The 12979-nt window shown below is 43.0% G+C and carries 14 protein-coding genes; all 14 read left to right on the top strand.

Annotated features, from left to right (window positions below; genetic code table 11):
- Positions 1-11: 11 nt before the first annotated feature.
- A complete protein-coding gene (gene nusA, locus NZD81_RS06765) occupies positions 12-1127 on the top strand; it encodes a transcription termination factor NusA (protein ID WP_014663995.1) in 1116 nt (371 codons plus the stop codon).
- Between the two features lie 13 nt (positions 1128-1140).
- Positions 1141-1416, top strand: coding sequence for a glucose-induced regulator RulR (gene rulR / locus NZD81_RS06760; RefSeq protein ID WP_014663996.1), 276 nt, complete (start codon positions 1141-1143; stop codon positions 1414-1416).
- A gap of 1 nt (position 1417) precedes the next feature.
- On the top strand, positions 1418-1720 hold the full coding sequence (locus NZD81_RS06755; RefSeq protein ID WP_003220946.1) for a YlxQ family RNA-binding protein: 303 nt from the start codon (positions 1418-1420) through the stop codon (positions 1718-1720).
- 19 nt (positions 1721-1739) lie between these two features.
- Entirely contained in the window at positions 1740-3887 is a 2148-nt protein-coding gene (infB, locus tag NZD81_RS06750) for a translation initiation factor IF-2 (protein ID WP_014663997.1), read from the top strand.
- Positions 3884-4162, top strand: a complete 279-nt coding sequence (locus NZD81_RS06745; RefSeq protein ID WP_003220950.1) for a DUF503 domain-containing protein — start codon at positions 3884-3886, stop codon at positions 4160-4162. The genes infB and NZD81_RS06745 overlap by 4 nt, the downstream gene beginning before the upstream one ends.
- Positions 4163-4178: 16 nt before the next feature.
- Positions 4179-4532, top strand: a complete 354-nt coding sequence (gene rbfA / locus NZD81_RS06740; protein WP_009967251.1) for a 30S ribosome-binding factor RbfA — start codon at positions 4179-4181, stop codon at positions 4530-4532.
- An 82-nt stretch (positions 4533-4614) separates the two neighbouring features.
- The gene (gene truB / locus NZD81_RS06735) at positions 4615-5544 is read left to right on the top strand and encodes a tRNA pseudouridine(55) synthase TruB (RefSeq protein WP_282372062.1); all 930 of its coding nucleotides are present in this window, start codon (positions 4615-4617) and stop codon (positions 5542-5544) included.
- 18 nt (positions 5545-5562) lie between these two features.
- Positions 5563-6513: a bifunctional riboflavin kinase/FAD synthetase gene (gene ribF, locus NZD81_RS06730; protein ID WP_040083157.1), complete on the top strand. Its 951-nt coding sequence runs from the start codon at positions 5563-5565 to the stop codon at positions 6511-6513.
- A gap of 156 nt (positions 6514-6669) precedes the next feature.
- Positions 6670-6939 (top strand): 30S ribosomal protein S15, encoded by a 270-nt coding sequence (rpsO, locus tag NZD81_RS06725; RefSeq protein WP_003220957.1) that lies wholly within the window; start codon positions 6670-6672, stop codon positions 6937-6939.
- A 172-nt stretch (positions 6940-7111) separates the two neighbouring features.
- Positions 7112-9229, top strand: a complete 2118-nt coding sequence (gene pnp / locus NZD81_RS06720) for a polyribonucleotide nucleotidyltransferase (RefSeq protein WP_282372065.1) — start codon at positions 7112-7114, stop codon at positions 9227-9229.
- Between the two features lie 116 nt (positions 9230-9345).
- Entirely contained in the window at positions 9346-10305 is a 960-nt protein-coding gene (locus tag NZD81_RS06715) for a polysaccharide deacetylase family protein (protein ID WP_148343055.1), read from the top strand.
- A gap of 39 nt (positions 10306-10344) precedes the next feature.
- Positions 10345-11574: a M16 family metallopeptidase gene (locus NZD81_RS06710; protein ID WP_282372070.1), complete on the top strand. Its 1230-nt coding sequence runs from the start codon at positions 10345-10347 to the stop codon at positions 11572-11574.
- A gap of 77 nt (positions 11575-11651) precedes the next feature.
- A complete protein-coding gene (locus NZD81_RS06705) occupies positions 11652-11909 on the top strand; it encodes a YlmC/YmxH family sporulation protein (protein ID WP_014664003.1) in 258 nt (85 codons plus the stop codon).
- A 174-nt stretch (positions 11910-12083) separates the two neighbouring features.
- A complete protein-coding gene (gene dpaA / locus NZD81_RS06700; protein ID WP_014664005.1) occupies positions 12084-12977 on the top strand; it encodes a dipicolinic acid synthetase subunit A in 894 nt (297 codons plus the stop codon).
- Positions 12978-12979: the final 2 nt, after the last annotated feature.

Genomic DNA, 12979 nt, shown 5'->3' with positions numbered 1-12979 from the left:
GAGACCGTTAAATGAGCAGTGAATTATTAGATGCTCTCACGATTCTTGAAAAAGAAAAAGGCATCAGTAAAGAAATTATCATTGAAGCAATCGAAGCTGCGTTAATTTCTGCTTATAAGCGGAATTTTAATCAAGCGCAAAATGTACGGGTGGATCTAAACCGTGAAACTGGCTCCATCCGTGTATTTGCAAGAAAAGATGTCGTTGACGAAGTGTACGACCAGAGATTAGAGATCTCTATCGAAGAAGCGCAGGGCATCCATCCGGAATATATGGTCGGCGATGTCGTCGAAATCGAAGTAACTCCTAAGGATTTCGGGCGCATAGCTGCTCAAACAGCGAAGCAGGTCGTCACACAGCGTGTGCGCGAAGCTGAGCGCGGTGTGATTTATTCTGAATTTATCGACCGTGAAGAAGACATCATGACAGGTATCGTCCAGCGTCTGGACAATAAATTTATCTACGTGTCTTTAGGCAAAATAGAAGCCTTGCTGCCGGTTAATGAGCAAATGCCGAATGAAAGCTACAAGCCTCATGACCGCATTAAGGTATTTATCACAAAAGTAGAAAAAACAACGAAGGGCCCGCAGATCTACGTGTCAAGAACACATCCAGGCCTGTTAAAGCGTTTGTTTGAAATTGAAGTGCCTGAAATTTATGATGGAACTGTCGAGCTAAAATCTGTTGCCAGAGAAGCCGGCGACCGTTCAAAAATTTCTGTCCGCACAGATGATCCTGATGTGGATCCTGTCGGTTCATGCGTAGGCCCTAAAGGCCAGCGTGTGCAAGCAATCGTCAATGAATTAAAAGGTGAAAAAATTGACATTGTCAACTGGTCCAGTGATCCTGTAGAATTTGTCGCGAATGCGCTCAGCCCTTCCAAAGTGCTTGATGTCATCGTTAATGAAGAAGAAAAAGCGACAACTGTTATTGTTCCTGATTACCAGCTGTCTTTGGCGATTGGCAAAAGAGGACAAAACGCACGCTTAGCTGCTAAACTGACAGGCTGGAAGATTGATATTAAGAGCGAAACAGACGCAAGAGAACTTGGAATCTATCCGAGAGAACTTGAAGAAGACGATGAGCCGCTCTTTACAGAGCCTGAAACTGCTGAATCGGATGAATAAGAGGTGACTTTAGGTGAATAAACACAAAAAGATCCCATTACGCAAATGTGTAGTGACTGGTGAAATGAAGCCTAAAAAGGAACTGATCCGAGTTGTACGGTCGAAAGAAGGCGATATCTCAGTAGACCCGACCGGCAAAAAGAACGGGCGGGGTGCTTATTTAACGCTGGATAAAGAGTGCATCTTAGCAGCAAAAAAGAAAAACACTTTGCAAAATCAATTTCAATCACAAATCGATGACCAGATTTTCGATGAATTGCTGGAACTGGCGGAAAAGGTGAAAAAATAAAATGTCTGGAATGGAATGGTTTCCCTTGCTGGGTCTGGCCAATCGAGCTCGTAAGGTCGTGTCAGGCGAAGACTTGGTGATAAAAGAAATCAGGAATGCGCGTGCAAAGCTTGTCCTGCTTACTGAGGATGCATCATCTAACACAGCAAAAAAAGTAACCGACAAGTGCAATTATTATAAAGTCCCTTATAAAAAAGTCGAGAGTCGCGCGGTTCTTGGACGCTCTATCGGTAAAGAAGCCCGTGTCGTTGTCGCCGTCACTGACCAAGGTTTTGCGAATAAGCTGATCAGCTTGCTCGATTAATATTTTTGGGGGTGAACGAATGGCTAAAATGAGAGTATACGAATATGCAAAAGCGTTAAATGTTTCAAGTAAGGAAATTTTGACCGCACTGAAAAACATGGATTTAGAAGTGAATAATCACATGGCCATGCTAGAAGAAAAGGCCATTAAAAAGCTTGATGCCAAATATAAAAAAGGCGGCGCTGCCGCTAAATCTCAAAAGCCAGCAGAAACGAACAAAAACAAACAGCCACAAGGGGTTAATCAGCAATCAGCTGGAAATCAACCAAATAAAATTCGAGACGGAAAGAAGAATGACGTGCAGAATAATCAATTTAACAAAAACAAGAAGAATAACAACAACAAAAAAAATAAACGCAACCACAACAATAAAAACCAACATCAGCAAAAGCCTGTAAAACCGAAAAAAGAGCTTCCTGAGAAAATTACATTCTCTGGCACTTTAACAGTTGGCGCACTTGCTGAAGAGCTTGGCAAAGAGCCTTCAGAAATCATTAAAAAGCTGATGCTTCTTGGCGTAATGGCAACCATTAACCAAGAGCTTGATAAAGACACAATCGAACTCATTGCATCAGAATATGGTGTTGAAACCGAAGAGGTCATTGTGCTTGAAGAAACAGAGCTGGAAAAATACGAAGAGCCTGATAAAGAAGAGGATCTTGAAATTCGTCCACCTGTTGTAACAATCATGGGCCACGTTGACCATGGGAAAACGACGCTTCTTGACAGCATCCGTAAAACAAAGGTTGTTGAAGGAGAAGCAGGCGGTATCACTCAGCATATCGGCGCTTATCAAATTGAAGAGAACGGCAAGAAAATCACGTTCTTGGATACACCGGGCCACGCCGCATTTACAACGATGCGTGCACGCGGTGCAGAAGTAACGGATATTACGATTCTCGTCGTAGCTGCCGATGACGGTGTAATGCCGCAAACAGTAGAAGCGATTAACCATGCAAAAGCAGCAGAGGTTCCAATCATCGTTGCTGTGAATAAAATTGATAAAGAATCCGCAAACCCTGACCGTGTGATGCAAGAACTGACGGAATACGGACTTGTCCCTGAAGCTTGGGGCGGAGAAACCATTTTTGTGCCGCTTTCCGCTTTAACTGGAAAAGGCATTGATGAGCTCATTGAAATGATCTTGCTTGTCAGTGAGGTAGAGGAATTGAAAGCGAACCCGAACCGTCAGGCAAAAGGAACGGTTATTGAAGCTGAACTCGATAAAGGCAGAGGGTCAGTCGCGACATTGCTCGTGCAGACTGGAACACTGCATGTCGGTGATCCGATCGTAGTCGGCAATACATTTGGCCGTGTCCGTGCGATGGTCAACGACATTGGCCGCCGTGTAAAAACTGCCGGTCCGTCTACTCCGGTTGAAATTACCGGTTTGAATGATGTCCCTCAAGCGGGAGACCAATTCCTTGTCTTTAAGGATGAAAAAACAGCTCGTTCTGTCGGTGAAGCCCGTGCTTCGAAACAGCTTGAAGAGCAGCGCAGCGATAAAGCGAAGCTCAGTCTTGATGACTTATTCGAGCAAATTAAACAAGGTGATGTAAAAGACATCAATCTCATCGTAAAAGCTGACGTTCAAGGATCTGCTGAAGCTTTAACGGCTGCACTTCAAAAAATTGAAGTAGAAGGCGTTAAAGTGAAAATCATTCATACAGGCGTTGGTGCGATTACTGAATCTGACATTATCTTGGCATCTGCTTCCAATGCAATTGTTATCGGGTTTAATGTGAGACCGGACGGAAATGCTAAGAGTACGGCTGAAGCTGAAAATGTAGATATTCGACTTCACCGTATCATTTACAAAGTAATCGACGAGATTGAAGCTGCCATGAAAGGTATGCTTGATCCTGAATATGAAGAAAAAGTAATTGGTCAAGTAGAAGTGCGCCAAACATTCAAAGTATCTAAAATTGGTACAATTGCTGGCGGATATGTTACTGAAGGAACCATTACTCGCGACAGCGGCCTCCGTTTAATTCGTGACGGCGTCGTCATCTTCGAAGGCGAAGTAGATGTTCTGAAACGCTTTAAAGACGATGTGAAAGAAGTTTCACAAGGCTATGAATGTGGTATTACAATTAAGAAATACAATGACATTCGCGAAGGTGACATCCTTGAAGCGTTTGTCATGCAAGAAATTGAAAGAACGTGATCGGATTTGCGGAGTGTGAATGCATCATTTATGATGCAGGATCGCTAAAAGAAAAGCGCGCCGTTCTGAAGCGGATTTTAACCAGGGTTCAAAACAAGTTCAATGTTTCGATTTCGGAGATTGGCTATCAGGACACCTGGCAAAGAACCAGCTTCGGAATCGCCGCTGTTTCTTCCTCTCGCGTTCAAACAGAAAAAGAACTGCAGCGCGTCCTAGCGTTTATCGATTCTTTTCCTGAAATTGAACGGACGATCACTAGGACAGAGTGGTTTTAACTTAGAGGTGATTGAATTGAGTATGAGAGCAAACCGTGTCGGCGAGCAAATGAAAAAAGAACTCGGTGATATTATCAGCCGCAAGCTGAAAGACCCGAGAATTGGTTTTCTGACAGTAACGGATGTACGTGTATCAGGTGATTTGCAAATTGCAAAGGTGTATATCTCGGTTCTCGGTGACGAGAAAAAACGGGAAGAAGCACTGAAAGGGCTGGCAAAAGCGAAAGGATTTATCCGATCCGAAATCGGCAGCCGCATCAGACTTCGCAAAACGCCTGAAATTGAATTTGAGTTCGATGAATCAATCGATTACGGAAATCGAATCGAAACATTGATTCACGAATTACATTCAGAGAAACCATCTGAATAAAAAATGAGAGGATAGGCGTATATCGTCTGTCCTCTTTCTTCGTTTATAAGAAAAAAGCTAAAAAAGAAGGAGTGAAAGGCAAATGGTTAACGGAGTTCTCCTTTTACATAAACCTGTTGGCATGACATCGCACGACTGTGTCATGAAGATCCGAAAACTGTTGAAAACAAAAAAAGTAGGACATACGGGAACGCTCGATCCAGAAGTGTCAGGCGTGCTTCCGATTTGTGTGGGCAGAGCGACAAAAATAGTCGAATACTTAACTGAAAAATCTAAAACATATGATGCGGAAATAACGCTTGGCTTTTCAACGACAACAGAGGATCAAACCGGAGAAACGGTGGAAACAAACCCTGTCAATCATGACATTGATAAAGCCGATGCAGAAAAGGTTTTAAACAGTTTAAAGGGCAAACAAGAACAAATTCCGCCCATGTATTCCGCTGTAAAAGTAAACGGCAAAAAATTATACGAATACGCAAGAGCGGGGATTGAAGTAGAACGTCCGAAACGTATGATTACCATTGAAGACATTGCCCTGACAACAGAGATTAAACATAATGGAGAAACCGCAAGCTTCCGGTTTACAGTGACATGCTCCAAAGGGACCTATGTAAGGACGCTGGCGGTCATGATCGGTGAAAAGCTCGGATATCCGGCTCATATGTCTCATTTAATCCGTACGGCCTCCGGAGATTTTTCTCTCGACGAATGCTATACTTTTGACGAACTGGAGGCACAGGTCCAATCCGGAACCGTGGAAGAGCATATAGTCCCTATTGAACGTGCGCTCAATCATTTGCCGAAATGGATCATAAGTGATACATTAGCTAAGAAAGTAGAAAATGGGGCTTTGCTTGAGACGCCCGAGCAGTTTTCTGAAATGACAAGTGAAGACCGAATTGCCGTCTTTACTGAATCCGGAAGCTGTTTGGCGATCTATCTCCCCCATCCTGCGAAAAAAGGGCTGTTAAAGCCGGCAAAAGTATTGATGCAAAAAAGCGAACAATAGAAAAAAGGTGACCGTTCTGTGAAGACGATACATATTACACATCCTCATCATTTAATGAAAGAGGAGCAGGCAAAATCAGTGATGGCGTTAGGTTATTTTGACGGCGTTCATCTTGGACATCAGAAGGTAATCGGTACAGCGAAGCAAATAGCCGAAGAAAAAGGCCTGACATTGGCTGTGATGACCTTTCATCCTCATCCTTCTCACGTTTTGGGCAGGGATAAGGAGCCAAAGGATCTAATTACGCCTCTTGAAGATAAAATAAACCAAATTGAACAATTAGGTACAGAAATTCTGTATGTCGTTAAATTTAATGAAGTGTTTGCTTCTCTTTCTCCCAAGCAGTTTATAGACCAGTATATCATCGGCCTTAATGTGCAGCACGCAGTGGCCGGCTTTGACTTTACGTACGGCAAATACGGCAAGGGTACAATGGAGACCATGCCGGCTGATTTAGACGGAAAAGCTGAGTGCACCATGGTAGAAAAATTAACGGAGCAGGATAAAAAAATCAGTTCTTCGTATATCCGTACCGCGCTTCAAAACGGGGATGTTGAATTGGCGAATGTCTTGCTTGGACAGCCTTATTTTATAAAAGGAATTGTAATTCATGGTGATAAAAGAGGGCGGACCATCGGGTTTCCGACAGCAAATGTCGGTTTAAATAACAGCTATATCGTTCCGCCAACGGGTGTATATGCCGTAAAAGCGGAAGTGAACGGCGAAGTCTACAATGGCGTTTGCAATATCGGCTATAAGCCGACGTTTTATGAAAAGCGCCCTGAACAGCCTTCCATTGAGGTCAATCTGTTTGATTTCGATCAAGAGGTATATGGAGCCGCTATAAAAATCGAATGGTACAAACGGATTCGGAGCGAGCGGAAATTCAATGGCATCAAAGAATTAACAGAGCAAATTGAGAAAGATAAGCAGGAAGCCATCCGTTATTTCAACAATTTGCGGAAATAACTTGCAACGCACGCAAATTTTATTCTAAAATATTTGCATATAGGCACGATTTTTAGTATGATAGTTTTCGTAGTCTTAAAACCATTGCTTGGCAATCCGAAGTCACCGACGGTTGCTAGGTAACTGGGGCTAAATATGATTTGGAGGTGAAACAGGATGGCAATTACTCAAGAGCGTAAAAACCAACTCATCAACGAGTTCAAAACACACGAATCTGATACTGGATCTCCAGAAGTTCAGATCGCTATCCTAACTGACTCAATTAACAACTTGAACGAGCATTTACGTACTCACAAGAAAGACCACCACTCACGTCGCGGTCTTCTTAAAATGGTAGGTAAGCGTCGTAATCTTCTTACGTATCTACGTAATAAAGACGTAACTCGTTACCGTGAGTTAATTAACAAACTAGGCTTACGTCGATAATCGTAAAAAGCGGGAGGATTCCCGCTTTTTTATCGTATTAAAGCGAAATTTCTTATAACAAATCATTGAAATCCTTTTACATACTACTTTGACATTGATATGTTCAATTCATTTCGTTCATAATAGGAGTAATTGATTATTTCACACAACGAAGAGAGGAGTTCGTAATCGTATGGGACAAGAAAAACACGTCTTTACCATAGATTGGGCCGGAAGAACGCTTACTGTTGAAACCGGCCAGCTTGCCAAACAGGCAAATGGTGCTGTGATGATCCGCTACGGTGATACAGCAGTACTTAGTACAGCAACCGCTTCAAAAGAACCAAAACCGCTTGATTTCTTCCCTCTTACTGTAAACTATGAAGAAAGATTATATGCGGTAGGGAAAATTCCGGGCGGCTTTATTAAAAGAGAAGGACGCCCGAGTGAAAAAGCGGTTCTTGCCAGCCGTTTAATTGACCGTCCGATCCGTCCTTTGTTTGCCGATGGATTCCGTAATGAAGTTCAAGTCATCAGCATTGTCATGAGTGTTGACCAAAACTGCTCTTCAGAAATGGCTGCCATGTTCGGTTCATCTCTTGCGCTTTCTGTATCGGATATTCCGTTTGAAGGACCAATTGCAGGGGTTACTGTCGGACGCATTGATGATCAATTTATCATTAACCCAACAGTTGATCAGCTTGAAAAAAGCGACATCAATCTTGTCGTTGCCGGCACGAAAGATGCCATTAACATGGTAGAAGCGGGAGCGGACGAAGTTCCTGAGGAAATCATGCTTGAAGGCATTATGTTCGGTCATGAAGAGATTAAACGCCTGATTGCATTCCAAGAAGAAATTGTTGCAGCAGTCGGCAAAGAGAAATCAGAAATTAAGCTCTTTGAAATTGATGAAGAGCTTAACGAAAAAGTAAAAGCTTTAGCAGAAGAGGATCTGCTGAAAGCTATCCAAGTTCATGAAAAGCATGCTCGTGAAGATGCCATTAACGAAGTGAAGAGCGCAGTTGTGGCAAAATTCGAGGATGAAGAGCATGATGAAGATACAATCAAACAAGTGAAGCAGATTTTATCTAAGCTGGTGAAAAATGAAGTTCGCCGCCTGATTACTGAAGAGAAAGTAAGACCGGACGGCCGAGGTGTCGATCAAATCCGCCCGCTTTCTTCAGAAGTTGGCCTCTTGCCAAGAACGCACGGTTCAGGTCTATTTACAAGGGGACAAACTCAGGCCCTCAGCGTATGTACGCTAGGTGCTCTGGGAGATGTGCAAATCCTTGACGGCTTAGGTGTCGAAGAGTCGAAACGGTTTATGCATCACTACAACTTCCCGCAATTTAGCGTTGGGGAAACAGGACCGATGCGCGGACCGGGACGTCGTGAAATCGGACATGGAGCACTGGGTGAGCGCGCGCTTGAGCCAGTTATTCCGTCTGAAAAAGACTTCCCTTATACTGTCCGTCTTGTTTCAGAAGTGCTTGAATCAAACGGTTCTACGTCTCAAGCAAGCATTTGCGCAAGCACACTTGCAATGATGGATGCAGGTGTACCGATTAAAGCGCCAGTTGCTGGTATTGCGATGGGTCTTGTCAAATCAGGCGAACATTACACTGTTTTGACTGACATCCAAGGCATGGAAGACGCGCTTGGAGATATGGACTTTAAAGTAGCGGGAACTGAAAAAGGCGTAACGGCCCTGCAAATGGACATTAAAATTGAAGGCCTTTCCAGAGAGATTCTTGAAGAAGCGCTTCAGCAGGCGAAAAAGGGCAGAATGGAAATCCTCAACAGCATGCTTGCAACGTTAAGCGAATCAAGAAAAGAGCTTTCTCGATATGCGCCTAAGATCTTAACAATGACTATTAATCCTGATAAAATCCGCGATGTCATCGGACCAAGCGGAAAACAAATCAATAAGATCATCGAAGAAACCGGTGTTAAAATTGATATTGAGCAGGACGGCACAATCTTCATTTCCTCTACAGATGAAAGCAGCAACCAAAAAGCGAAAAAAATCATTGAAGACCTTGTCAGAGAGGTTGAAGTCGGCCAGCTTTACCTAGGTAAAGTGAAACGGATTGAAAAATTCGGGGCTTTCGTTGAAATTTTCAGCGGAAAAGACGGTTTGGTGCACATTTCAGAGCTTGCGCTTGAACGCGTAGGGAAAGTTGAAGATGTTGTGAAGATCGGAGACGAGATTCTTGTCAAGGTCACTGAAATTGACAAACAAGGACGAGTGAATTTGTCTCGCAAAGCGGTGCTCCGTGAAGAGAAAGAAAAAGAAGAACAACAATCTTAAATGAAAACATAAAAGGAGCCTGGGAGACCCGGCTTCTTTATTTTGAAGCTTTTCAAAAGCAGGCGGGTTCTACCTTGTCCTTCTCCTTCATAATGTGAGGTGAGGGGGGACAGAACATGTACAAAAAATTTGTACCGTTTGCCGTTTTTTTATTTCTTTTTTTTGTCTCATTTGAGATGATGGAAAATCCGCATGCACTTGATTATATAGGGGCAATGAAAAAAGATACGGTGACTGTCACGGCGTCCAAAGACCCGTTATATGAAGAATTGCTTCAAAAAGCGCCGGAGTACGAAGTTAAGCCCCAGAATGCAAGAATTGATAAAGTGTGGAAAAGCATTCCTGGCTACAATGGATTAAAGGTCAATATTGAACAATCATATAAAAAAATGAAAAAGCATGGTGAGTTTCGGGAAAATGACCTGGTGTACAGCCAAGTAAAACCAAGCGTTCATCTTGAGTCACTTCAGCCTGAGCCTATTTATAAAGGAAATCCTGACAAACCGATGGTGGCTTTTTTAATCAATGTGGCATGGGGAAATGAGTATTTGGAAAAAATGCTTCCTATTCTGCAAAAGCACCATGTCAAAGCTACGTTCTTTTTAGAAGGCAATTGGGTGAGAAACAATGAACAGCTCGCTAAGAAGATTGCAAAAGACGGACATGAAATCGGAAATCATTCATACAATCATCCGGATATGAGCAAACTGACTATAGGAAGAATTTCCGAGCAGCTCGACAAGACAAATGAGCAAATAGAACAAACGATCGGCGTTAAGCCAAAGTGGTTCGCTCCGCCGAGCGGAAGTTTCAGAAAAGCGGTTATCGATATTGCAGCTGAGAAACAGATGGGAACAGTTATGTGGACAGTTGATACAATCGATTGGCAAAAGCCGGCTCCGTCTGTACTTCAGACAAGAGTGTTAAGCAAGATACATAATGGTGCCATGATTTTAATGCATCCGACTGACCCTACGGCGGAAAGTCTTGAAGCGCTGATTACAAAGATAAAAGACAAAGGATACGCACTTGGAACAGTCACTGAACTAATGGATGAAACAAGACTATTGAAGTAACAGATGAAGGCAGCTTGTCTTTGAATAGGAGGAACAAATTTGATTAAACGATATACGTGTCAAAATGGTGTAAGAGTTGTGCTGGAAAATAACCCGACAGTCCGTTCTGTTGCGATCGGCGTATGGATCGGTACAGGGTCGAGACATGAAACGCCGGAGATAAACGGAATTTCTCACTTTTTAGAGCACATGTTCTTTAAAGGGACGAGCACAAAATCTGCACGTGAGATAGCAGAATCTTTTGATCGTATTGGCGGTCAAGTCAATGCGTTTACTTCAAAGGAATATACCTGCTACTATGCAAAGGTGCTTGACGAGCATGCGAATTACGCGCTGGACGTATTAGCAGATATGTTCTTTCATTCAACGTTTGATGAAAACGAGCTGAAAAAAGAGAAAAATGTAGTATATGAAGAAATTAAAATGTACGAAGATGCGCCGGACGACATTGTGCATGATTTACTGAGCAAAGCCACTTACGGCAATCATTCTTTAGGCTACCCAATTCTTGGCACGGAAGAAACGCTTGCTTCCTTTAACGGTGACTCTCTCAGACAATACATGAATGATTATTATACACCGGACCGAGTAGTGATTTCGGTAGCGGGCAATATATCTGACAGTTTTATCAAAGATGTGGAAAAATGGTTCGGTTCATACGAGGCGAAAGGCAAAGCGACAGGCCTTGAGAAGCCTGAGTTCCACACGGAAAAACTGACGAGAAAAAAAGAAACAGAGCAGGCTCATTTGTGCCTTGGATTTAAAGGCTTAGAGGTTGGCCATGAACGTATTTATGATTTAATCGTCCTCAACAATGTGCTCGGAGGCAGCATGAGCAGCCGGCTGTTCCAAGATGTCCGTGAAGATAAAGGCCTTGCTTATTCTGTTTACAGCTACCACAGCTCGTATGAAGACAGCGGAATGCTAACGATTTACGGCGGAACGGGTGCAAATCAGCTTCAGCAGCTGTCAGAAACAATTCAAGAAACGCTTGCTACATTAAAACGTGACGGTATTACTTCGAAAGAGCTGGAAAACAGCAAAGAGCAAATGAAGGGAAGCTTAATGCTGAGCTTAGAAAGCACAAATAGCAAAATGAGCCGAAACGGGAAAAATGAACTGCTTCTCGGCAAACATAAAACATTAGATCAGATCATCAATGAATTAAACGCCGTGAACTTAGAGCGTGTCAACGGCCTTGCCAGACAATTGTTCACCGAAGACTATGCATTAGCACTGATCAGCCCTTCCGGCAATATGCCATCTTAAAAAGGAAAGCCTGCCCAATAATGGGGCAGGCATTTTTTAATCCTTTTCATCATACATAGTACAAGGGGGTGACAGACATGCGGCTCAGTGAATTATCAGGAAAGGAAATTGTAGACATCAAAAGAGCTGAACGGCTCGGAGTGCTCGGCCAGACCGATTTAGAAATTAATGAACAGGATGGACAAATTACAGCACTCCTCATTCCCACAGTTAAGTGGTTTGGTTTAAGAAAACAAGGTCATGACATTCGCGTCCCATGGCATCATATTCAAAAGATCGGATCAGATATGATCATATTAGATGTACCTGAGGAAATGTCTCCTCGACAAGAGTAAATCGACCAATTGGGTTCTAAAGAAAACATCTGAAACATCGGCTGCCAGAGCCGATGTTTTTTTATATAGAAAAAGCGCATCTTTTATATTCACCGGTATTTCCTTTTGATCATAAGATGAAGGGGAGCTTAACAACTAGAGATCCAGTATATACAAAGAAGGTGAACGTTTAGAATGTTAACCGGATTGAAAATTGCAGTTATCGGCGGTGACGCAAGACAGCTCGAAATTATAAGAAAGCTCACTGAACAGCAGGCTGACATCTATCTTGTCGGATTTGACCAATTGGATCACGGTTTTACCGGAGCAGTAAAATGCAATATTGATGAAATTCCTTTTCAACAAATAGATAGCATCATTCTCCCAGTATCCGCAACAACAGGAGAAGGTGTCGTATCGACTGTATTTTCGAATGAAGAGGTTGTGTTAAAACAGGACCATCTCAACAAAACGCCTGCACATTGTGTTATTTTCTCGGGTATTTCTAATGCCTATTTAGAAAACATTGCAGCTCAGGCAAAAAGAAAACTTGTTAAGCTGTTTGAGCGGGATGACATTGCGATATACAACTCTATTCCGACAGTAGAAGGAACGATTATGCTGGCTATTCAGCACACGGATTATACGATACACGGATCTCAGGTGGCCGTTCTCGGTCTCGGGCGCACCGGGATGACGATTGCCCGGACATTTGCCGCGCTCGGGGCGAATGTAAAAGTGGGAGCAAGAAGTTCAGCGCATCTGGCACGTATCACTGAAATGGGGCTCGTTCCTTTTCATACCGATGAGCTGAAAGAGCATGTGAAAGATATAGATATTTGCATTAATACCATACCGAGTATGATTTTAAATCAAGCGGTACTTTCTTGTATGACACCGAAAACCTTAATATTGGATCTGGCCTCACGTCCCGGAGGAACGGATTTTAAATATGCAGAAAAACAGGGGATTAAAGCACTTCTTGCTCCCGGCCTTCCAGGGATTGTCGCTCCTAAAACGGCTGGGCAAATCCTTGCAAACGTCTTGAGCAAGCTTTTGGCTGAAATACAAGCTGAGGAGGGGAAATAAGG

It is taken from the genome of Bacillus sp. B.PNR1 (genome assembly GCF_030386235.1).
Taxonomy (GTDB): Bacteria; Bacillota; Bacilli; order Bacillales; family Bacillaceae; genus Bacillus; species Bacillus stercoris.
This window is presented reverse-complemented; position numbering and strand designations above follow the sequence as displayed.

Bases quoted from the DNA above. Each gene is read 5' to 3' on its own strand.
- NZD81_RS06705 (WP_014664003.1), top strand. From the start codon at position 11,652: ATGCGGCTCAGTGAATTATCAGGAAAGGAAATTGTAGACATCAAAAGA.
- nusA (WP_014663995.1), top strand. From the start codon at position 12: ATGAGCAGTGAATTATTAGATGCTCTCACGATTCTTGAAAAAGAAAAA.
- truB (WP_282372062.1), top strand. From the start codon at position 4,615: ATGGTTAACGGAGTTCTCCTTTTACATAAACCTGTTGGCATGACATCG.
- pnp (WP_282372065.1), top strand. From the start codon at position 7,112: ATGGGACAAGAAAAACACGTCTTTACCATAGATTGGGCCGGAAGAACG.
- rpsO (WP_003220957.1), top strand. From the start codon at position 6,670: ATGGCAATTACTCAAGAGCGTAAAAACCAACTCATCAACGAGTTCAAA.
- infB (WP_014663997.1), top strand. From the start codon at position 1,740: ATGGCTAAAATGAGAGTATACGAATATGCAAAAGCGTTAAATGTTTCA.
- NZD81_RS06715 (WP_148343055.1), top strand. From the start codon at position 9,346: ATGTACAAAAAATTTGTACCGTTTGCCGTTTTTTTATTTCTTTTTTTT.
- dpaA (WP_014664005.1), top strand. From the start codon at position 12,084: ATGTTAACCGGATTGAAAATTGCAGTTATCGGCGGTGACGCAAGACAG.
- NZD81_RS06755 (WP_003220946.1), top strand. From the start codon at position 1,418: ATGTCTGGAATGGAATGGTTTCCCTTGCTGGGTCTGGCCAATCGAGCT.